20 protein-coding genes are annotated in these 19,169 nt (G+C 64.4%); 9 read left to right on the plus strand and 11 right to left on the minus strand.

What is annotated here, in order from left to right; translation table 11 throughout:
* Positions 1 to 41 precede the first annotated feature (41 nt).
* The 4 genes from NLM33_RS07065 to aat all read left to right on the plus strand — a co-directional run bounded on the left by NLM33_RS07065 (position 42) and on the right by aat (position 3,871).
* Entirely contained in the window at positions 42 to 1,595 is a 1,554-nt protein-coding gene (locus NLM33_RS07065; RefSeq protein ID WP_254105679.1) for a CHASE3 domain-containing protein, read from the plus strand.
* Positions 1,592 to 2,032: a response regulator gene (locus tag NLM33_RS07070; protein WP_254095386.1), complete on the plus strand. Its 441-nt coding sequence runs from the start codon at positions 1,592 to 1,594 to the stop codon at positions 2,030 to 2,032. Before NLM33_RS07065 ends, NLM33_RS07070 begins: the two co-directional genes overlap by 4 nt.
* The gene (locus NLM33_RS07075; protein ID WP_254095387.1) at positions 2,029 to 3,132 is read left to right on the plus strand and encodes a sensor histidine kinase; all 1,104 of its coding nucleotides are present in this window, start codon (positions 2,029 to 2,031) and stop codon (positions 3,130 to 3,132) included. Before NLM33_RS07070 ends, NLM33_RS07075 begins: the two co-directional genes overlap by 4 nt.
* Before the next feature lie 61 nt (positions 3,133 to 3,193).
* Complete coding sequence (aat, locus tag NLM33_RS07080) at positions 3,194 to 3,871, plus strand: leucyl/phenylalanyl-tRNA--protein transferase (RefSeq protein WP_254095388.1); 678 nt, start codon at positions 3,194 to 3,196, stop codon at positions 3,869 to 3,871.
* Here the strand turns inward: aat and NLM33_RS07085 are convergent.
* Complete coding sequence (locus NLM33_RS07085) at positions 3,868 to 4,941, minus strand: DUF2155 domain-containing protein (protein ID WP_254095389.1); 1,074 nt, start codon at positions 4,939 to 4,941, stop codon at positions 3,868 to 3,870. The two genes, aat and NLM33_RS07085, sit on opposite strands and share 4 nt — an antisense overlap.
* Before the next feature lie 235 nt (positions 4,942 to 5,176).
* Here NLM33_RS07085 and NLM33_RS07090 point away from each other — a divergent pair, with 235 nt between their 5' ends.
* Positions 5,177 to 6,124 (plus strand): alpha/beta hydrolase, encoded by a 948-nt coding sequence (locus NLM33_RS07090; RefSeq protein WP_254095390.1) that lies wholly within the window; start codon positions 5,177 to 5,179, stop codon positions 6,122 to 6,124.
* Positions 6,125 to 6,260: 136 nt separating this feature from the next.
* Positions 6,261 to 7,268, plus strand: a complete 1,008-nt coding sequence (locus NLM33_RS07095) for a Na+-dependent transporter (protein WP_254095391.1) — start codon at positions 6,261 to 6,263, stop codon at positions 7,266 to 7,268.
* An 87-nt stretch (positions 7,269 to 7,355) separates the two neighbouring features.
* Here NLM33_RS07095 and NLM33_RS07100 read toward each other — a convergent pair whose 3' ends face one another.
* From NLM33_RS07100 to NLM33_RS07125, 6 genes are all read right to left on the minus strand, one after another.
* On the minus strand, positions 7,356 to 8,309 hold the full coding sequence (locus tag NLM33_RS07100; protein ID WP_254095392.1) for a cytochrome D1 domain-containing protein: 954 nt from the start codon (positions 8,307 to 8,309) through the stop codon (positions 7,356 to 7,358).
* Between the two features lie 2 nt (positions 8,310 to 8,311).
* The gene (locus NLM33_RS07105; RefSeq protein ID WP_254095393.1) at positions 8,312 to 8,863 is read right to left on the minus strand and encodes an SRPBCC family protein; all 552 of its coding nucleotides are present in this window, start codon (positions 8,861 to 8,863) and stop codon (positions 8,312 to 8,314) included.
* 110 nt (positions 8,864 to 8,973) lie between these two features.
* Positions 8,974 to 9,726, minus strand: coding sequence for an AAA family ATPase (locus NLM33_RS07110; protein WP_254095394.1), 753 nt, complete (start codon positions 9,724 to 9,726; stop codon positions 8,974 to 8,976).
* Positions 9,727 to 9,834: 108 nt separating this feature from the next.
* Positions 9,835 to 10,695: a PCC domain-containing protein gene (locus tag NLM33_RS07115; RefSeq protein ID WP_254095395.1), complete on the minus strand. Its 861-nt coding sequence runs from the start codon at positions 10,693 to 10,695 to the stop codon at positions 9,835 to 9,837.
* Positions 10,696 to 10,704: 9 nt separating this feature from the next.
* Positions 10,705 to 12,309, minus strand: a complete 1,605-nt coding sequence (locus NLM33_RS07120; protein ID WP_254095396.1) for an acyl-CoA synthetase — start codon at positions 12,307 to 12,309, stop codon at positions 10,705 to 10,707.
* Between the two features lie 105 nt (positions 12,310 to 12,414).
* Positions 12,415 to 12,915: a hypothetical protein gene (locus NLM33_RS07125; RefSeq protein ID WP_254095397.1), complete on the minus strand. Its 501-nt coding sequence runs from the start codon at positions 12,913 to 12,915 to the stop codon at positions 12,415 to 12,417.
* Positions 12,916 to 13,010: 95 nt separating this feature from the next.
* Between NLM33_RS07125 and NLM33_RS07130 the strand changes: the two genes are divergently transcribed.
* The 3 genes from NLM33_RS07130 (at position 13,011) to NLM33_RS07140 (ending at position 14,256) form a co-directional block, all read left to right on the plus strand.
* The gene (locus NLM33_RS07130) at positions 13,011 to 13,361 is read left to right on the plus strand and encodes a hypothetical protein (RefSeq protein ID WP_254095398.1); all 351 of its coding nucleotides are present in this window, start codon (positions 13,011 to 13,013) and stop codon (positions 13,359 to 13,361) included.
* Between the two features lie 92 nt (positions 13,362 to 13,453).
* A complete protein-coding gene (locus NLM33_RS07135) occupies positions 13,454 to 13,969 on the plus strand; it encodes a DUF3828 domain-containing protein (protein WP_254095399.1) in 516 nt (171 codons plus the stop codon).
* 11 nt (positions 13,970 to 13,980) lie between these two features.
* Positions 13,981 to 14,256 (plus strand): GNAT family N-acetyltransferase, encoded by a 276-nt coding sequence (locus tag NLM33_RS07140; protein ID WP_254095400.1) that lies wholly within the window; start codon positions 13,981 to 13,983, stop codon positions 14,254 to 14,256.
* Between the two features lie 49 nt (positions 14,257 to 14,305).
* Here NLM33_RS07140 and NLM33_RS07145 read toward each other — a convergent pair whose 3' ends face one another.
* The 4 genes from NLM33_RS07145 to NLM33_RS07160 form a co-directional block, all read right to left on the minus strand.
* Entirely contained in the window at positions 14,306 to 14,704 is a 399-nt protein-coding gene (locus tag NLM33_RS07145; RefSeq protein ID WP_254095401.1) for an SPW repeat protein, read from the minus strand.
* A 266-nt stretch (positions 14,705 to 14,970) separates the two neighbouring features.
* Positions 14,971 to 15,939 (minus strand): ABC transporter substrate-binding protein, encoded by a 969-nt coding sequence (locus NLM33_RS07150; RefSeq protein WP_254095402.1) that lies wholly within the window; start codon positions 15,937 to 15,939, stop codon positions 14,971 to 14,973.
* Positions 15,940 to 16,089: 150 nt separating this feature from the next.
* On the minus strand, positions 16,090 to 16,311 hold the full coding sequence (locus NLM33_RS07155) for a tetratricopeptide repeat protein (protein WP_254095403.1): 222 nt from the start codon (positions 16,309 to 16,311) through the stop codon (positions 16,090 to 16,092).
* A gap of 300 nt (positions 16,312 to 16,611) precedes the next feature.
* Positions 16,612 to 19,038, minus strand: coding sequence for an arylsulfatase (locus tag NLM33_RS07160; protein WP_254095404.1), 2,427 nt, complete (start codon positions 19,036 to 19,038; stop codon positions 16,612 to 16,614).
* Between the last annotated feature and the right edge of the window lie 131 nt (positions 19,039 to 19,169).

Raw genomic sequence — 19,169 nt, forward strand, 5'->3', positions numbered from 1 at the left:
TTCTGGCGTTATCGGCGGGTTTTCTGCACGGGGGAGTGGAAATTCTTAAGGTCGGAACCGGAGTTGGCGTAACGCCTGACCAGAGACGGCGGCGCGCACTTTGGCTGATCCTGCTGTTCGCGGCGGGACTCTTGGTGCTGACGGTGATCAGCGCCGGCTCCGTCTACCTCGTCAACAAGGCGCGCGACGACAACGCCTCGGTCATTCATACGATCGAGGTTGAGAACCAGATCCACACGCTGCTCCTGGAAATTCGTCGCGCCGAGAGCAGTGCGAGCGGATTTCTCCTCACGCGCGGGCCGGAATTTTGGACCGACCACCAGGCGGCGGTGGCGGCGGTGCTGCCGCATCTCAACAGGCTCGTGGACCTGACCGAGGACAATCCCGCGCAGGCGGACAATGTCCGCAAGCTGCGGCCAGCGGTCGAAACCAGGCTCGACCAGTTCATGCGCGAGATGAACTACATCCAGCAGAGCGACTTCGAACGCGCCTCCGCGCTCGTCCGCGAAGCGGCCGCCGGCGACACGACCAGCACGATCCGCGACGCTGCGGATGCCATGCTCCGCGAGGAGCAGCGACTATTCACACTGCGCTCGGCCAATGCCAACAACAGCCAGACGTTGGCGGCGTCCTTGACCGGCATCGGCTCGGGTCTCGTCGTGGTGCTGGCGCTGATCTCGATCTGGCTGGTGCGGCGCTCGGCAGCCATCCGCGATGAAGCGGAGGCGCGCCTGCGCGACTCCAACCTCAATCTCGAGGCCACCGTCGATGAGCGCACCGCAGATTTGCGCGAAGCCAACAACGAGATCCAGCGCTTTGCCTATATCGTGAGCCACGACCTGCGCTCGCCGCTGGTCAACATCATGGGCTTCACCAGCGAGCTCGAGGAACTGGGCGCCGACATCTTCCGGCGCATCGGCAGCCTTGCACACGTCGCGGCGGACGGGCCGCCGCTGGCGATGAACGACGCGGCGGGCATTGCGCTGGAGGGGCCGGACAAGCAGCTCTCGCAGGATTTTTCCGAGGCGCTCGGTTTCATCAAATCCTCGATCGGCAAGATGGACCGCCTGATCTCGGCGATCCTCAACCTCACCCGCGAGGGCCGGCGCGAATTCGAGCCGGTCAGGATCGACACGGGTGAGCTGATCGAGGCGATCGTCGCGACGGTGGCGCATCAGGCCGCCGAGGCGCAGGCCGAAATCCGCGTCGGCGAGCTACCCGACATCGTGAGCGACCGGCTGGCGCTGGAGCAGATATTCTCCAACCTGATCGACAACGCCATCAAGTATCTCAAGACCGGCGTTCCCGGCCAGATCGTGCTGCGCGGCCGCACCAAGCTCGGCTATGCGATCTTCGAGATATCTGACAATGGCCGCGGCATCGATCCGAAGGATCACCAGCGCATCTTCGATCTGTTCCGCCGCGCCGGTATCCAGGACAAGCCCGGCCAGGGCATCGGCCTTGCCCATGTGCGAGCCCTGGTGCGACGCCTCGGCGGCACCATGTCGGTCTCCTCCGAACTCAACGTCGGCAGCACGTTCACGATCACGCTGCCGATCAAGTGGAACGCCAGCAATCGGGACAGAAACCAATGACCCAGCCCGTCACCATCATCATGATCGAGGACGACGAAGGGCACGCGCGCCTGATCGAGCGCAACATCCGCCGCTCCGGCGTCAACAACCCGATCGTGCCCTTCGCCAACGGTACGGACGCCACAAAATATCTGTTCGGCGCTGACGGTACCGGCATGGCGCACAAAGGCAACGCGCTCCTGATCCTGCTCGACCTCAACCTGCCCGACATGACCGGGATCGATATCCTGAGGCGGATCAAGGAAAACAGGTACCTGAAGGCATCACCCGTGGTGGTGCTGACCACCACCGACGACTCCCAGGAAATCAAGCGTTGCTACGAGCTCGGCTGCAACGTCTACATCACAAAGCCGGTCAATTACGAGAATTTTGCCAACGCGATCCGGCAGCTCGGGCTATTCTTCTCCGTCATCCAGATCCCAGCCGCCGCCACATGAGCCAGACCACCCCGACCCTGCTCTATATCGACGACGATGACGCGCTGGCGCGCCTGGTCGAGCGCGGCCTGACGCGCCGCGGCTACAAGGTGATACTTGCCGCGAGCGGCGAGGAAGGCCTTGCGCGCATTCGACAAGGGAAGGTTGACGGCGACATCGACGTCGTGGCGCTGGACCAGTACATGCCGGGCCTCGACGGTCTCGAGACGCTCGAGCAGATCATGGCGATCCCGGACGCCCCGCCCGTCGTCTTCGTCACGGCGTCGCAGGATTCCAGCATTGCCGTCACCGCGCTGAAGGCGGGCGCAGCCGACTACCTCGTCAAGGACGTCAAGGGCGACTTCATCCCGCTGCTGCATGTCGCATCCGACGGCGCGCTGCGACAGGCCGAGCTCAAGAAGGCGCGCGAGGAAGCAGAAGCCGAGATCCACGCCTCGCGTGACCGCTACGCCGCGCTCGCCGCCGAGCGTGAGATGCTGCTGCGCGAGGTCAACCACCGTGTCGGCAACTCGCTCCAGATCATCGCTTCCCTGCTGCATCTGCAGGCAAACTCGGCTGCGCAGGAGGAGGTCAAGGCCGCCCTGACCAATGCGATGGGCCGCGTCGCCGCGGTCGCGCAGGTGCACCGCCGCCTCTACACCTCGCAGGATCTGAAGAGTGTCGTCCTGAACCAGTATCTGGACTCGCTGCTCGAGGACCTCCGCCGCTCGGCCGAGGGCAACCGGATGTCGCGCCTGACGCTGAAGGCCGAGCCGATCGAGATCGATCCGGACCGCGCTGTCGCGGTCGGCATCATCGTCAACGAGCTCGTCATGAACGCGGTGAAATACGCCTATCCGGACGGGGCCGGCCCCATCCACGTCGAACTGACCTCGCAAGGCGAGGATCTCGTTCTGTCGATCGCCGATGACGGCGTCGGCGACAATGCCAAGGCCGATCCTCGCTCGACCGGGATGGGCCAGCGCATCGTTGCGGCGATGGCTTCCAAGCTCGACGCCTCCGTCGAACGCGATCCGAATCACACTGGGACGAAGATCCTGCTGAAGTTCCGCCGCGTGCCCACGCCACCAATCACGACGAGCAACGCCGCCGCGAGCTGACGCGCGATGCCTCGCATCGCCCCCATCGCAAGGCTGCCGCAATTCTGCTAAAGTGCCGCGCATGACTGCGCGCGACTCCGCCTCGTCTGAAATCACCCCCGCCGTGCTGCTGCGTGCCTATGCCTGCGGCATCTTTCCGATGGCCGAGAGCGCGGACGATCCGACGCTGTTCTGGGTCGAGCCGGAGATGCGCGGCGTGATCCCGCTCGATGGCTTTCGTATTGCCTCGCGCCTTGCGCGCACCGTGCGCTCGGATGCGTTTCGCGTCACCGTCAACACCGCCTTCAAGGCGACGATCGCCGGCTGCGCCGCGCCGCAGATCGGACGGGAGGACACCTGGATCAACAAGCGCATCCGCGACCTCTATGGCGGCCTGCACGAGCTCGGCCATTGCCACAGCGTCGAGGCCTGGCAGGGCGACGACCTCGTCGGCGGGCTCTATGGCGTGAGCCTGGGGCGTGCCTTCTTCGGCGAGAGCATGTTTCACACCGCGCGCGATGCCTCGAAGGTCGCGCTGGTACATCTGGTCGCGCGGCTCATCCACGGCGGTTTCGAGCTGCTCGACACGCAATATGTCACCGAGCATCTGCGCAGCTTCGGTGCGGCGGAGATTTCCAGGCGCCGCTACACCGCCCTGCTCGACAAGGCGCTGGCGGGCGACTCCGCCGATTTCCTGAAGTTGCCCGGGCAAGCAATCTCAGGCGCGCGCGCGCTCGAGATCATCGCGACGCGAAGCTAATTCCGGCCGAAGCCCGGGAGCCCGAAGAGGCCCGGCTGCTGCTGTGGTGGTGGTGGTGGAGGCGGCGCCTGCTGCTGTTGCGGCGGCGGCTGCGGCGGACGCTGCTGCTGCACGGCCTGCTTGGGTGCGGCCTTCTTCTGTGCCGGCGGCGGTGGCGTGGCCGGCTTGCTCGCCGGATCCGGGGCCGCGGTCGCGATCGTCTGCTGCGGCTCCTTGCAGTCGGTCAGCCAGATGTCGTAGATCGGATGCTCGACGCCGTGCAGGCCGGGGCTTGCCGCGAACATCCAGCCCGAAAAAATCCGCTTCACCTCGCCTTGCAGCGTGATCTCGTCGACCTCCACGAAGGCGTCGGTATTGGCGGCTTCCGTGGCCGGCCGCGTGTAGCAGGCGTCGGTTTTGACGCGCAGCGCGCCGAACTGCACGGTCTCGCCGATCTCCTCGTCGAAATTGATGATGCGGCCGGTGATCTTGTCGAGGCCGGAGAAGGTCGCCTTCTTGTTCACGATCTTCTGCGCCGGCGGCTCGGTGACGACCTCATCGCCCGGCTGAAGGCTCGCCGGCGTCTGCGGCACGCCGTTTTGCGGTGTGCCCTTGGGTTGGCGTTGCCCGGGCGGCAAGCCCGGCAGCGTCGGATTGGCGCCCGGCTGCGGCGGAGCGGCCTGAGGATTGGGCGGCGCGACCGCGATGGAGGGCTGCTGGTTCTGCGGCAGCACGGTACTTCCCGGCGGCGGGGCCAAAGGCTGCGTCTCCACCGAACCGGGCAGAGCATTGGGCGCGATATTTCCCTGGCGGGGGGCGGGACGGTTCGGCGTCGGCAGCACGCGGCCCTGCGGCGGCAGCTCCGGCACCTCCTCGTCGTCGTCAGGCGTCTGCTGCTGCGGCTGGTTGCCGCGCGGAATGCTGCCGGGCGGCCGCAGCGGCGGCGGATCGGAGAAGATGGTACCGATCTGCGCCTGCGCCGGAGGCGAGACGGTCATCGCTGTGGCGGCAAACAGCGCCGCAAGGCCGGTCAGGATCAGGTTTCGAGACATCTCGCGCGGCTTCAACAGCGAATCGGGTTTATCGAGCATTGTACAGGGGGTTACGGCCGCTCGCAGACCATCCGGTTAACACGCCGAATACGGCGGGGAAAGGGCGGTTTCCCCCTCGCCCGCCGGCCCCTTGGCTGGCCAGACCACCCGCCGGATGGGATAGTTGCGTCGGCGGACCCGTCCGCGGCCCCTGACGGCGGCAGCTCCCGTCATCCGGGGGCCTCGAACAGGCGCCCCCGAAAGCGACATCTGCAGATTCCGCGCAAGGCCTCCCATGCCAGTCGTCCTCGATCCCGATGCCGCCGCCGTCTACCAGGCGTTCCTCGAAGCCAACCGCCCGCCCTATGAAACGTTGACCGCAGCGGAAGCCCGCGCGGACTATTCGCGAGCGCGCTTCGCGACCAATCCCGAGCCGCCCGAGCTGGCGCGCATCGAAGCGCTCGCGATCCCGGCGCCGCACGGCACGATCCCTGCCCGCCTCTACGTGCCAATGAGGCTGCGCCAACGTGACGGTCTCGCGCCGGCCTTCGTGTTCTTCCATGGCGGCGGTTGGGTGATCGGCGACCTCGACACCCATGACGTCGCAGCCCGCAAGCTCGCCGTCGAGGGCGAGCTGATCGTGATCTCGGTCGACTATCGCCTCGCACCCGAGCACAAGTTTCCCGCCGCCGTCGACGACGCCATCGGAGCGACCCATTGGGTCGCAGCGAACGCGAGCGCGCTTGGCATCGATGCGTCGCGCATCTGCGTCGGCGGCGACAGCGCGGGCGGCAATCTCGCCGCCGTAGTCGCCATCGCGGCCCGCGACGGCAAGGGCGTGGGCCTCGCAGGCCAGGTGCTGATCTATCCCGCCGTCGATTTCGCGATGACGCACGCCTCGCACAGCGAGCCCGAAACCAGCCTGCTCCTCACCCATTCCGTGATCCGCTGGTTTCGGGACCACTATCTCAATGGCACCGCCGACACGCGCGACTGGCGTGCCTCGCCGGCCCGCGCCACCACACTCGCTGGCCTGCCGCCGGCCTATGTGCTGACCGCCGGCGGCGATCCATTGCGCGACGAGGGTGACGATTATGCGCAGCGCCTGAAAGCTGCCGGCGTGCCCGTCGCCTATCGACACTTCCCGGGCCAATTCCACGGCTTCTTCACCATGGGCAAGCTGTTGCCGCAGGCCGATGTCGCGGCCGCGGAGATCGGCGCGTGGTTGAGGGAGTTGGGCTGAGGATCGAAGTCCTGTAGCCTTCGAAATAGACGGTAATCACTTGTTACTTTGAACAGCGAGGCCAGTGCCTCATCAGTTGCACTCCGCAAGTCGCTTCAACCGATTCGCGTGAGGTGACACTCCCCTGGAAGCCAAAATGCCCCTCAGCCTGCAACGCACCCTGGCCGCCCCCGTGCGATGGCTGGCGTGGCTCGGCGACCAGGGCACCCGCGCGGTTGCGGCACTGGTGTTGTTCGGCATCGCGATCCCGCCGCTTGGCGCGGTGCTGCGGCCTTTCGTGACCGAGGCGATCTTCCTCCTGCTCGTCATCTCCTTCATGCGCGTCGACCTCGCCGCGCTGCGCGCGCATCTGCGCCGGCCGGGGCTGATCCTCGCGGCCACCGCCTGGACGACGATCGGCGTCCCCTTGATCTTTGGCCTCGCGGCGCATCTGTCCGGCTTCGATGCCCGCTCGCCCGGGCTGTTCCTCGCCCTGATGCTTCAGGCCATTGCCTCGCCGATGATGGCCTCGCCTGCGATCGCCGCGCTGATGGGTCTGGACGCCACGCTGGTCCTGGTCACGCTGGTGACCTCCACCGCTCTCGTCCCGTTCACGGCGTCACTGTTTGCCGCACTCTTCCTTGCCGGAACGCTCAGCATCTCGCCGCTTGCGCTCGGCGCAAAACTGCTCGCGATCCTTGCGGGATCGCTCATGGTCGCAACTTTGATCCGCTGGCTGGTCGGCGCGGACGCGATCCAGCGTCACCGCAGGCCGATCGACGGCATCAACATCATCATCCTGCTCGTCTTCGTTGCGGCCGTGATGGGCAATGTGATCGCCGACTTCCTGGCCGACCCCCTGCTGTCGATCGCCATTGCGCTGCTCGCCTTCGCCATCTTCTTCGCGCTCTTGGTCGTGACGACGCTGCTGTTCCGCCGCATCGGCTACGAACAGGCGCTCGCGCTTGGCCTGATGGTGTCGCAGCGCAATATCGGGCTGATGCTGGCGGCGACGGCCGGAACTCTGCCCGGCATGACCTGGCTCTATTTCGCGCTCACCCAGTTTCCCTACTACGTCGCGCCACAGATGCTGACGCCGATCGCGCGGCGGCTGATGACGCATTCGCGCGCCTCGGCTGCCGCGAGCGCCGGTGGTACACGCTAGTAGCTGCAGGCGTAGCCTACCGCTTCTCTCGACGCGCGGTGCTCTTCGAGCTGCGCCGGGCAAGTCGCTGACCCACCCTTACGAATTTTACTCCGTCCGCCTGAGAAACGCCCCGAACGCGCGCGGACCGTCGCCGACCTTGACCTCGCCGATCAGCTTCAGCTCGACGGCATCGATGATATCAAGGGTGTTGCTTTCCCAATTCGCGACGATGATGCGCTTGCCGTCGGCGGTCGCGGCGATGCCTTCCGGGTAATCGCCGACATTGATCCGCTTGACGGCTTTTAGGGTTGCGAGATCGAACACGCTGACGGTGCCGGCATATTGGTCGGTGACGAAGCCGCGGCCCTGCGTCAGCGCCACGGCATAGGGCCGCATCCCCACCGGCACCCGGCCGGTCTCGCGCGCCTCGGCGATATCGATCACGGAGACGTCGTTCGAGCCGACATTGGCCGTGAAGGCGCGCTTGCCCTCGGCATCGATGGTGACACCGAAGGGCCGCGTGCCGACCTTGACGACCGCCCGCCGTTCGCGCGTCGCGATGTCGACGATGGAGACGCTGTCGTCGTCGCGATCCGCCGACAAGAGCAATTTCCCGTCCGGCGTCACCGCCAGCCCGGACGGCGAGGCGCCGACCGCAATACTCGCCACGACGTTTCTTGCCTGCGGGTCGATCACGCGCACCGCCGCCGCGTACCAGTCGGCGACGTAGACGGCCTTGCCATCGGGCGCGACCGCAATGCCGAGCGGGCCGCCGCCGACGTCGACCCGGCCGACCACACTGCGCGCCGCGGCGTCGACCACGGTCAACGCCTTGCCCTCAGGGCTCGTCACATAGGCGAAACGACCGTCGGCGGAGACGGCGACGCCCGCCGGCTTGCCGCCGATCGCGATGGTGGCGACGGCGCGCGAGGTCGCAAGATCCACCACCGTGAGATCGTCGCTGAGCTGGTTGGTGACGAAGGCCTCCTCGGCCGGAGCTTCTCCGACCGAGGTCAGCGCGAAGCTGGCGGCCAGCGCCGCCAACACCAGAGCGCGCACGCTCAGCTTCCGCTCTCGATCTTCTTCTTCAGCGCCTCGAGGCCGCCCTTGTAGAGCCCGCTCACCGCCTTCACCGCGGCCTCGTCGCTCAGTTCCGGCGGCGGGTCGTTGTTGGGGAAGCCGCGATAGAATGCACCGGCCCATTCCAGCTTGGTCTTGCCTTCGGGCGCCGGCGACACCGTCAGCGTCGAGGAATAGTTGGTGACCGGCAGCACCTTCACGTCGACTGTCGTGATCCGGTACGAATAGCTCATCATGTCGGGCTCGTATTTGTAGAGCTCCTCGTCGACGGTGGCGCCGCCCGTGAGCGTCAGCCGGCGCGTCGCGCCGATCTCATTGCCCTTCTCGCCCTCGGTCTTGGTGACGCCCGCGAGCCAGCTCATGTCCTGGAAATTGCCGATCGCCGCCCAGACCTTGGCCTGCGGCGCGTTGATCTCGATGGATTCCCGCACCTTTTGCCGGGTCGGCCCGTGCGCCCAGGCTGCCGTCAGGGCCGTCGTCCCCACCGCCAGCGCTGCCACCACGGCCAGCGCCGTCCTCTTCGTCACCCTCATGTCGTATCCTCACGTGTGTCGTTGGTCGTTGCGCGACTGACGCGCGCTGGGGTCATCGTAGCGCATTTTTGGACCGTGGGGAGACCGGTTCGTGGCGTGGCCGTGGCGGGTCACTCCCCCAGCGTCGCCTCCACGAAGCCGCGCGGGTCCGCGCAAAACTCCCGCATCACCCGGTAATGATCGGTCTCTTCCACCGCCACGGGCTCCAGCCCATATTTGCCCAACCGCAGCAGCCGCGCATTCGGATAGGCCATCAGCATCGGCGCGTGCGTCGCCATGATGACTTGGCAATTGCCGGCGCGATCCATCCGGCGCAGCAGCTTCAAAAACTCCATCTGCCGCGCCGGCGACAGCGCGGATTCCGGTTCGTCGAAAATGAAGATGCCTTGCCGCTGACAGCGCTCCTCGAAGAACCTCAGAAAACCTTCACCATGGGAATAGGACAGAAAATCGGGCGGTTCGGTCGAGACCTCGTCGAGATATCTGGCGACGGAGAAGAACGTCTCGGCGCGAAAGAACCAGCCGTTGGTGATCTTCGGCAACCAGCCGGCGCGGAGCGCGACCGACAGCTCGCCGCCCATGATTTCGCGCGCATTGGAGTGATCGACCGCACTGTACCCTTTGCCACCTCCGGCATCGTCATAGCCAGCAAGCGCTGCGATGCCTTCCAGGATCGTCGACTTGCCGGTGCCATTCTCGCCGACGATGATGGTGATGGCGGTCTCGAAGCTCAGATCGAATTCTTCGCTGAAGATCGGAAGGCAGTAGGGATAGGCCTCCCAATCCGGCACCAGGGAGCGGTCCAGCCAGACTCGCCTGAGATAGGGTGCAGGCAGCCTGATATCTCGATTTCGCCCACGCATACCCATTCCTCCTGCCCCGCGCCAAACATGCACCCATGACGGAACATAACAGGAACAACTCCTTTGGGGAAGTGGTATCGACCATCAGCCACAAGCCCCGGTGGCGCCCTAGTCCAGCGCCTCCAGCACCAGCTCCATGGTCATCAGAACGGGATTGTCGCCGCGGACCAGGCGGCCCTCGGCGAGGCCGCCGGTGTAGTCGACCAGGGCAACGTCGAGCTGTGCCTCCAGCGCGCCGGAGGCGCCGGGCGCGATTGTGCCAGCCGTCACGGCCAACTCGGTCGCAAATGGCTCGGTCACGCCGCCATCGGTGAAGCGCGCGCCGATGGTCGAGCCGACGCCGCCATGAATCTTCGCACGCGCGATGCCGCGCTCACGGCAGAAGCCTTCGAGCGCCCCGGCAAAGTCCTGGTTTGGCCGCAGCCGCAGTGCGAACGCCCGGCTACTGGTGCGTGCGCCGGTCGCGCTCGAGGCCACCGGCCCGAACAGCTTGAAGTTGGTCTCGCTGTCGGGCTCCGCCGTGAACATCGCGCCGTCGATGCCGAACGCTGCGACCTCGAACGGCTCGGCGACAACGGTCTCCTCCGGCAGCATGTGGCCGCCGCTGGCGCGGCCGTCCGCCTCGGTCCAGAGGCCGTGGCAGTGAAAGAACGGCGCGCCGTCGCGCCTGCCCAGCGTCAGGCTGCCGAGCTTCACCCGCGTCACGCCCTGGGGACGAAAGGTCTCGCTGTAGAATGCGGCGTTCTCGCCAGTCTTCGACAGCGCCGGCATCACGTAAGCGAACGGTCCGAGCGCGCCCTGACCGAAGTTGAGCACGCCGCCGGCAAAGCCCTCCGCCGCAAAGCCGCGGCGCGCGGCTTCCAGCAGCGGCATGCCGGCCTCGAGCCTGAACGCGAAGGCACGCCCCCTCGCCTCTACCCACTGGATACGCTCCGCGACCGGTGCGCCCGGCTGCTTGATGCTCCGCATGATCAACGCTCAGCCCGCCTGCTTGTTGTCGAGATCGAGCAGGCCGCGCGCCTCGAGCTCGTCGCGCACCATCCGCTTGGGGATCTTGCCATAGCCCGACTTCGGCAGCGCCTCCCAGAAGAAGAAGCGCTTCGGCATCTTGTAGCGCGGCACCTTGGGACCGAGGAACGCGGCCATCTCCGCCTCGCTCACGGGCTTTGCGCCTTCGCGCGCAACGCAGACGGCAACGCCGACCTCGCCCCAGGTCGGATCGGGCACGCCGAGGACGGCGACCTCGCCGACCGCGGGATGCGTCAGGATCTTCTCCTCGATCTCACGCGGATAGATGTTTGAGCCGCCGGAGATGTACATGTCGGAGGCGCGTCCCGTGATGTAGACAAAGCCCTCCTCGTCCATGTGGCCGAGATCGCCGGTGCGGAACCAGCCGTTGCGAAACGCCTTCGCGTTGGCCTCCGGGTTGTCGTAGTAGCCGGCGAACACTGCAGGCCCGATCACGCAGATCTCGCCGCTCTGGTTGGCCCCAAGCTCACGCCCCTCATCATCCTGGATCGAGACCTGCATGCCCGTGCGCTCGAAACCGCAGGTGCCGATCTTGGCGTGCGGACCATCCTCGACATCGTGCAGCGCCGCCGGCAGCACGGTGATGTTGCCGGTGACCTCGCCGAGGCCAAAATACTGCACGATGACCTTGCCGAGCTTGTTCAGCGCGGTCTTCTGGTCCTCGCGATACATCGGCGCGCCCGCATAGATCACCTGGCGCAGCGAGGAATGGTCGAATTTGTCGACCGCGGGATGCTCGACCATCATCTTCAGAATCGTCGGCACGGTGAAGAGATTGCTGACGCGATGCGTCTCGATCAGACGGAACACCTCGCCGATGTCGAATTTCTCCGTCGGCAGCAGCACGGTACGCACGCCGCGCGCGGTCTGCATCAACTGATGCACGCCCGCACCATGCGACAGCGGCGCGACCACGAGCGATGCATCCGCTTCCGTGGTGCCCGGCGTCAGATCGGCAAGGTGATTGGTGACCACAAAACCCATCTGGCCATGCGTGAGCACGGCCGCCTTGGAACGACCGGTGGTGCCGGAGGTGAAGAAGAACCAGCAGGGATCGTCATGCTCGACGGCGACGTTCTCGACATCAGCGCCGGCATGATTCCTGATCGCCTCCGCAACGCAGGTCTCGCCGAACGCGCCGTCACCAATGCGCCAGGTGAACTCCAGCGCGCTACCACCGACGGCTGCGGCATGCTCGGGAAAATCGCCGTGGCACAGGAATCCTTTGGCACCGGAGGCCTGCGCGAGATAGGCGACCTCGTCCGGCATCAGGCGGAAGTTCGCGGGCACCCAGATCGCGCCGAGCCGGAACGCGGCGAACATCGAGAAGAACATCTCGTGGCCATTCTTGGAATGGACGAGGATGCGGTCGCCTTTGTTGATGCCGCGCGCGGCAAGCGCAGCGGCAAACGCGGACACCTGCGCGTCGATCTCGCGCCAGGTCCAGGATCTCTCGCCCCACACGAAACCCGGCCGCGACCCGTGCCGCCGCGCATTCTGCGTCAGCATGTAAGCGAGGTTCATGACGCGGCGCGACATCCGCAATGGCTGCATGGGGCTTCCTCTTCGCTGGCGGACGGCGCGCAGGCGGCCCGCTCTTCGCGGCCCATTTATCGCCATCATCAGCGGCGCCGCAAGGCCGCCCGCCGCAGAGCCCCATTACGGCATCTTGAACGCGAAAGGCGTCGTGGAGATCGCCTTCTCCTTGAAGCAGGACGGCGAGCCGTGCCCGCCGCAATAGCCGCCATGCAGCTCGAAACGGATGGTGCGCGCAGCGCCCCGCTTCATCGGCATCGGCTTGATCTCGTAGTTCCGGACATAGCCGTCGAACACCCGGCGCACATCGCCGTTCGGCAGCGTCACCAGAAGGTTCATGACGCAGCCGCCGGTGCCGCAATAGGCGGTTTCGCTGCCATCGCATTTGGTATCGCGGAAGTCGACGATGTAATCGTCGCGGCCATCGCCGGTGAGATCGACCTTGCGCACCGTATCCGGCGCAAGGCTCACAGCGCCACCGCCCTGGCTTTGGCATTCCTGATCAGCGTAGCGCAGCGCCTTCTGCACCTCGCCGGGGTAGTCGGCCGGATTGAACGGCTTTACATCCTCGGCGCGAGCAAGGCCCCCGGCGAAGAGAACGCAAATCAGGATCAAGAGTCTCATTCGCCTTGGTCGTCGCAATCGCTTCGATCGTTCAGGGAATCTTAAACATGATCGGCGCAACCTTGATCTGTCGTTCGCGTACAGAGTTCCGCACCATGTCCAAAGCGCCCGCTCTTCTCCTGTTGTCGCTGGCGCTCGCCGGATGTGCCGCGGCCCCGCAAGCGCGGCTTGCCTCCGATCCCGCTTTCGCCCCGGCGCGCTATGCCTGGGACGGTGCTGGCGAGGATCCCAATCAGCCAAAGCCAGCGCACCAGGCGCGGAGCGCCGCTCGAACCAGCCAGGACAAATCGGCTGCGGCACTCCAGCCTTACTCGAAGGAGTGGCAGGCCCAGGACGGACTCGAGGCCGACCAGGAGTCGCAGGTCAAGCGATCGCTCGTCATCTGCAAGGGCTGCCTGCGGCCGCAAGCTGCGGAGGATTCGCGCCTCGCCAAGGCCGCCGATTGAACCAATCCGCCGCCACAAGACCCTACTGAGATACACCGCCGGCCGGACATTCCGGTCTATAAGCGCCGGTAGAACCGATCTCAGGACATCCCATGCTCACCCGCCGCACGTTCGTCGCAGCCTCCCTTCTCGCCACCGTCAATGCGGCCGCCGCGCAGGCCCCCTCGGCCAACGATCCCGCCGCGATCCTGACCGCGATCTACACCCGCGCCGCCAAGGGCAAGGGCGATGGCGGTGGCGCCTTCATCATCGAGACCAAGGCCGCCAAGGCAAAATATCTCTCGAAATCGCTGGTCGCGCTGTGGGCCAAGGCCGACGCGCACACGCCGAAGGGCGACGTCGGGCCGGTCGATTTCGATCCCGTGACCAACTCGCAGGAACCCGACGTCAAATCGTTCAAGGTGGACACCGGGAAGCTCGAGTCCGACAAGGCCACTGTCGCGGTGACCATCGTCGGTCACCGCAACGACCGCAAACCCGCCGACCAGGTCGTACGTTATGAGTTCGTGCGCGAGGCCAACAACTGGAAGATCGACGACATCAAGGGCTCCTCCGACGGGCAAGCCTGGTCGATCCGCAAGATGCTGACGGACTCGCTAAAGAGCTGACGGGAGACGACATGAGCGACGTCATCGACAACAAAGCCCATCACCGCTTCGAGCTCGAAGTGGAGGGCCATCTCGCAACCGAGCATTACAGGCTCGACGGCAACGTCATCACCTTCGAGCACACGGAGGTGCCGAAAGAGCTCGGCGGCAAGGGCGTCGGCTCAAAGCTGGTGCAAGGCGCGCTCGACCAGGTCCGCGCTTCAGGACTGAGGCTGATCCCGCAATGCCCGTTCGTGAAGGCCTGGATCGACAAGCATCCGGACTACGCGGATCTCGTGAAGAGATAAGCGAGCGCAGGCCCGCCGATCACGCGACGGGCCCGCAAGCATCCACAGCCTATTGCCCGTGCTTGAGCATGTCCTGGTCGCTCAGCGCCCAATCCTGCCAGAGTTGGAGGATACCGAGCAGCACCACCACCGCGCCAAGGCTCGTGTGGTAGACGCGCAGAAAGCCCTCGCCGGAATAGCCGAGGACATAGGGCGAGACGATGAGCCAGAACCCGACCAGGATCGTCGCCACCTCCTGCCAGCGCTGCAACGCGACATATTCGAGCTGGCTGAGGCCAAACACGACCAGGCCCACCGCGACCGCGTTCAGGATCACCGCCTGGTGTCCGACGATCGTCTCATGATCCTGGATGGGAAACCACGGCGACGCAACGATCAGCGCGCCGAGCACCATCCCGCACCAGTCTTCCCATGTTCGATGAGTATTCAGAAAACCAAAGTCCGACATCGTAACCTCCTACACAAGAGGCATACGTCGGCGGCTGGCGTTCACGACACTCCGAATGTTCAGCGACCCTGCCGGCCGCATTCGGGCGTATGTCCTGCAACATGACATGGGAACCGGAAGCACGGTTGCAAGAGCGGACCCGTGGTTTTTTGCCCAGCGAAGCGGCGTTAAGCACGAGGTCCGCCGTGACCCTGATAGCGGCGCAATAGCTGACCTCGCTAGTGGTCCGAGTTGGACCACAAACGGACTCATGCACTGCAGCAAAACTATTCGATCACCTCGACGGCCTGTGCGAGCAGAGTGGGAGGCACGGTGAGGCCGAGCGCATTCGCGGTCTTACGATTGATGACGAGTTCGAATTTTGTCGGCAGCTCGACAGGTAGGTCAGACGGCTTGGCGCCTTTGAGGATCTTGTCGACGTGGCCGCCTGCACGAAAAAACAAATCGGCTAAATCGGGGCCGTATGAAATCAATCCACCATTGGAGGCGAACAATCGGAATAGATAAATCGCGGGCAGACGATGCTTCGCCGCCAGCTCGGTAACGCGTGGCGCGTTGTTAACGCTCAATGCATCGCCCAGAATAGTGATTGCATCGGCGTGTTCTGCTGCGGCCGAGGCTAAGGCGATGTCGAGTTCCTCTACTGTGGTCGCCTCTACTATCGGCAGGGCCACGCCTAGGCTCCGGGCAATTTGGGGTAACTCCTCGGCTACTATCAGCGTGTGACCTGGAGTGCCTGGATTGATGAAGACCGCAATTGTCGAGGCGGTAGGAACCATTTCCCGCAGAATTTCTATTAATTTGCCAACGAATCCGGGCGCTACGGCCGCGAGACCCGTTATGTTGCCGCCTGGGCGCGACATGCTTTGTATGAGGCCGAGCCTCTCGGGAAAGGAGACCGCCACGAATACAATCGGAATGCTGGCAGTTGCCGTTTTCAGGGCTGCGGCTGCTGGCGGATTAGGAGCGACGAGCAGATCGGGGTTGAGAGCCACCAGCTCGGCGGCGAAAGCTGGCAGGCGATCCTCGGAGGGGGAATAACGATACTCGATGATCAGGTTTCTTCCGTCAATCCAGCCATGCTTTCGCAGCCCCTCAAGCCACGCTTTTTGAACGGTAGGCTCCACCACGTCCATGGCGAGAAAGCCAACCCGACGACGTGTCCCTTGCGCCAGCGAACGCCGTGGCGAAACGAGCAGCGCCGCACTGGCCGCAATGAACTCTCGCCGCTTCATTTCGATCCTCACAACGGCTTGAGGACGACGACATCACGCAGAATATCACGTCTCGATTGTGGCCGCACTCACGATGGGCGCACTTGTCGCGTCGCAAATGCCGCGCATGCCATAAGACGGCTTCGGGTCAAAATGCGAAGAACACACGCCCTACAGCGCGCCCAGCTTCTGCAGCGCCTCGCGTGCGGTGGGCAGACCCGGTCGCAACTCCAGCGCCTTGCGGAAATCGGCAATCGCGCCCTGCTTGTCGCCGAGCCGCATCCTGGCCTGGCCGCGGTTGTTCCAGGAAAACGCATCCGAGGGATCGTATTGCAGCGCCTTGTCGTAGTCGGCAACACCTCCTCTGTTGTCACCCTGAAAGAGCCGGATCATGCCGCGATTGCGCCAGCCGCGCGCATCGGTTGGAAGACGTGGGAACCGGCTGCGCGGTTGCAAGAGCGGCCCCGTGTTTTTTTGCCCAGCGAAGCAGCGTCACGCAAACGACAACCTGCGGGGGCGATCCAACTAAGGCCCTTGCTCATAAGCCCGCGCCGCCGTCAGGGCGCGTACGAGGTACGCTGTCCCACTGATAGCGGCGCAATAGCGGACCTCACTAGTGGTCCGAGTTGGGCCATGAACGGACCTAGCTACTGACGCAAACTCCTGCCGCCAAGCCGAGAAAGGAAGCACGCCCTATTCGGTACCGAATTGTACAGCCAGTTCAGCCTTGCGTATCGTCTTGATGTCGTTTTCGGTGTGATCTGTCGGCTGCAAATTGATCTGCACCTTTCGCAGCGTTTCGGTGTAGGGATTGGGCGACGTGTAGTCGTCGCTGACCGGGGAGCCCGTATCCATTCCGATGTCGAAGGTCTCGTCGGCTGAATAGCGGCCCAGGATCGTTTTCTCGATTCTGCCTTCTCCGACCTTTTTGTCGTTGATGAAGAGGGTCACCAGGCCGCCTTTGCCTACGCCTCCGCCGTCATACTTGAAATCCATGCGGATGGCCGCAGGTCCCACCGGCAGCTTCTCTGTGCTTCGCACCTTGTAACGCTGCTGCGAGAACCAATTGTACTCGTACGCCGGCTTGCCGTCTTTCACGTAGAGCACGTAGCCACCAACGGTGCCGCCTGCTGCAACCAAAACGCCGTCGCCACCGGTTTGTGAGTTATCGAGATGGGCGGTGATGCTGTGCGAACGGTTCTTGACGTTCGCTGATGAACTCTCTGGGATTCGGGTCGCGCCGGGATAGTAGGTGAAGTCGGTTCGTCCAGCGATCAGGCTCGGACGCAGGCTCGGGTCGGCGCGCTCGATAAAGCGATCATCCAAGGGCAGCACGTTGTATTTGGCCGCCTCCACCCAGAACAGGTCTTGCATGTCCCGCAACCGCTGCGGCTCGCGCGAGGCCATGTCGTTGGCTTCGCTGAAGTCGCCATCGATCCGGTACAGCTCCCACCTGTCCTTGTCGAAGTCGTAACTGCCGGCGTTTTCCCATGGCAGCCGTCCATGGCGGACGCACGCGACCCACCCGTTGCTGTAGACGGCGCGGTTGCCGAACATCTCGAAATACTGGACACGACGACGTTCTTCCGCCTTCGCGTCATCGAAGCTGTAGACCATGCTGACGCCTTCGATCGGCTTTTGTGTCACGCCGTTGACGGATGAGGGCTGCTCGATGCTGGCGGACTCCAGGATCGTTGGCACGATGTCGATGGCATGATGGAACTGGGTGCGGATACCACCCTTGTCCTTGATTCTGTTCGGCCAGGAGATGACAAGTGGATTCCGGGTGCCGCCGAAATGCGAGGCAACCTGCTTGCCCCACTGGAAGGGCGTGTCCATCGCCCATGCCCAGCCAACCGGATAGTGATTGTAGGCTTTGGGACCGCCGATCTCGTCGAGATGCGCGAGGATATAGCTCGAATCCTCTTTCTGTCCGTTGAGGGAAACCATCTCGTTGAAGACACCGTCGAGCGTGCCTTCCATCGAGGCGCCGTTATCACCGATCTCCCAAAACACCAGCGTATTGTCCGATTGGCCGATTGCCTTGAGCGTGTCGAGGATGCGCCCGACCTGAAAATCGGTTTGAGCGGTGTAACCGGCGAAGGTCTCCATAAGACGCGACGCGATGCGCTTCTGGTCCGCGGAAAGAGACTCCCACGCCGGTATCTGGTCCGGCCTCGGGGTCAGCTTGGTGTCGGCGGGGATGACGCCAACTTGAAGCTGCCGCTGGAAGGTTTCCTCGCGATATTTGTCCCAGCCCTGATCGAACTGTCCCTTGAACTTGTCGATCCATTCCTTGGGCACGTGGTGGGGCGCGTGGGTGGCGCCGGGTGCGTAGTAGATGAAGAAGGGCCGGTCGGGCGTCACCGACTTTTGCTTGTAGATGTATTTGATCGCCTCGTCGGCAAGGTTTTCGTTCAGGGTATAGTCGGCCTCCCGGCCCTTGGGCACATCCATCTCGACTGGCGCCGTATCACGGTAGAGCGCCGGCGCCCATTGGTTCGCCTCGCCGCCGACGAAACCGTAGAAGTGATCGAAACCCTGCCGAGCAGGCCAGCGGTCATAGGGCCCCGATACGCTGGTCTCCCAATCCGCGATGTTGTGGTTCTTGCCGAAGAACGCCGTGCTGTAGCCGTGCTGGCGTAGCACCTCGGAAACCATGGCGGTGCTGTCGGGAATTTGTCCGCTGTAGCCGGGATAGCCGCTGCCAATTTCGGTAATGACGCCGGTGGCAGCCGAATGATGATTGCGGCCGGTGAGCAGTGCCGCGCGCGTCGGCGAGCAAAGCGCGGTGGTGTGAAAGCGCGTGTAGCGCAGGCCGGCTTTGGCGAGGCGATCGAGGTTCGGTGTGGGAATCTGGCCGCCGAACGTACTCCATTGTCCGAAACCGCAATCGTCGATCAGGACGATCAGAACGTTGGGCGCCCCGTCCGGTGCCTTGATCAACGGTATCTTGTCGGGTGCGGAGTCTTTGTAGGTGGTGCCGATCCTGCCCTTGAATGGTGGTTCAGGCTGCGGCAGCGCTTCCTGTGCTCTCGCCGACGCGGAAAGCCCGGACCAACCAAGTGCAGATGCGAGCGTCGCTTTCGCTGTCGAGAGAAAGAGCTGGCGGCGGTTCATCGCGATACCTCCCTAACCCATTCTGACCAAAGCTAAACGACGTCAGCGCTCATTTGCGCAAGATTGCCCATTGCGCGCGTACGTTGATTTGAGCGCCACACCTGTACTTGATCTAGATCAACGGATGTCCG

It is taken from the genome of Bradyrhizobium sp. CCGUVB1N3 (assembly GCF_024199925.1).
GTDB lineage: Bacteria > Pseudomonadota > Alphaproteobacteria > Rhizobiales > Xanthobacteraceae > Bradyrhizobium.

Excerpts from the sequence above, each read along its gene's own strand:
- NLM33_RS07095 (WP_254095391.1), top strand. The coding sequence starts at position 6,261 with ATGCCCCTCAGCCTGCAACGCACCCTGGCCGCCCCCGTGCGATGGCTG.
- NLM33_RS07110 (WP_254095394.1), bottom strand. The coding sequence starts at position 9,726 with ATGCGTGGGCGAAATCGAGATATCAGGCTGCCTGCACCCTATCTCAGG.
- NLM33_RS07085 (WP_254095389.1), bottom strand. The coding sequence starts at position 4,941 with ATGCTCGATAAACCCGATTCGCTGTTGAAGCCGCGCGAGATGTCTCGA.
- NLM33_RS07070 (WP_254095386.1), top strand. The coding sequence starts at position 1,592 with ATGACCCAGCCCGTCACCATCATCATGATCGAGGACGACGAAGGGCAC.
- NLM33_RS07130 (WP_254095398.1), top strand. The coding sequence starts at position 13,011 with ATGTCCAAAGCGCCCGCTCTTCTCCTGTTGTCGCTGGCGCTCGCCGGA.
- NLM33_RS07090 (WP_254095390.1), top strand. The coding sequence starts at position 5,177 with ATGCCAGTCGTCCTCGATCCCGATGCCGCCGCCGTCTACCAGGCGTTC.
- NLM33_RS07125 (WP_254095397.1), bottom strand. The coding sequence starts at position 12,915 with ATGAGACTCTTGATCCTGATTTGCGTTCTCTTCGCCGGGGGCCTTGCT.
- NLM33_RS07115 (WP_254095395.1), bottom strand. The coding sequence starts at position 10,695 with ATGCGGAGCATCAAGCAGCCGGGCGCACCGGTCGCGGAGCGTATCCAG.
- NLM33_RS07135 (WP_254095399.1), top strand. The coding sequence starts at position 13,454 with ATGCTCACCCGCCGCACGTTCGTCGCAGCCTCCCTTCTCGCCACCGTC.
- NLM33_RS07150 (WP_254095402.1), bottom strand. The coding sequence starts at position 15,939 with ATGAAGCGGCGAGAGTTCATTGCGGCCAGTGCGGCGCTGCTCGTTTCG.
- NLM33_RS07120 (WP_254095396.1), bottom strand. The coding sequence starts at position 12,309 with ATGCAGCCATTGCGGATGTCGCGCCGCGTCATGAACCTCGCTTACATG.
- NLM33_RS07140 (WP_254095400.1), top strand. The coding sequence starts at position 13,981 with ATGAGCGACGTCATCGACAACAAAGCCCATCACCGCTTCGAGCTCGAA.
- aat (WP_254095388.1), top strand. The coding sequence starts at position 3,194 with ATGACTGCGCGCGACTCCGCCTCGTCTGAAATCACCCCCGCCGTGCTG.
- NLM33_RS07160 (WP_254095404.1), bottom strand. The coding sequence starts at position 19,038 with ATGAACCGCCGCCAGCTCTTTCTCTCGACAGCGAAAGCGACGCTCGCA.
- NLM33_RS07075 (WP_254095387.1), top strand. The coding sequence starts at position 2,029 with ATGAGCCAGACCACCCCGACCCTGCTCTATATCGACGACGATGACGCG.
- NLM33_RS07145 (WP_254095401.1), bottom strand. The coding sequence starts at position 14,704 with ATGTCGGACTTTGGTTTTCTGAATACTCATCGAACATGGGAAGACTGG.
- NLM33_RS07155 (WP_254095403.1), bottom strand. The coding sequence starts at position 16,311 with ATGATCCGGCTCTTTCAGGGTGACAACAGAGGAGGTGTTGCCGACTAC.
- NLM33_RS07105 (WP_254095393.1), bottom strand. The coding sequence starts at position 8,863 with ATGAGGGTGACGAAGAGGACGGCGCTGGCCGTGGTGGCAGCGCTGGCG.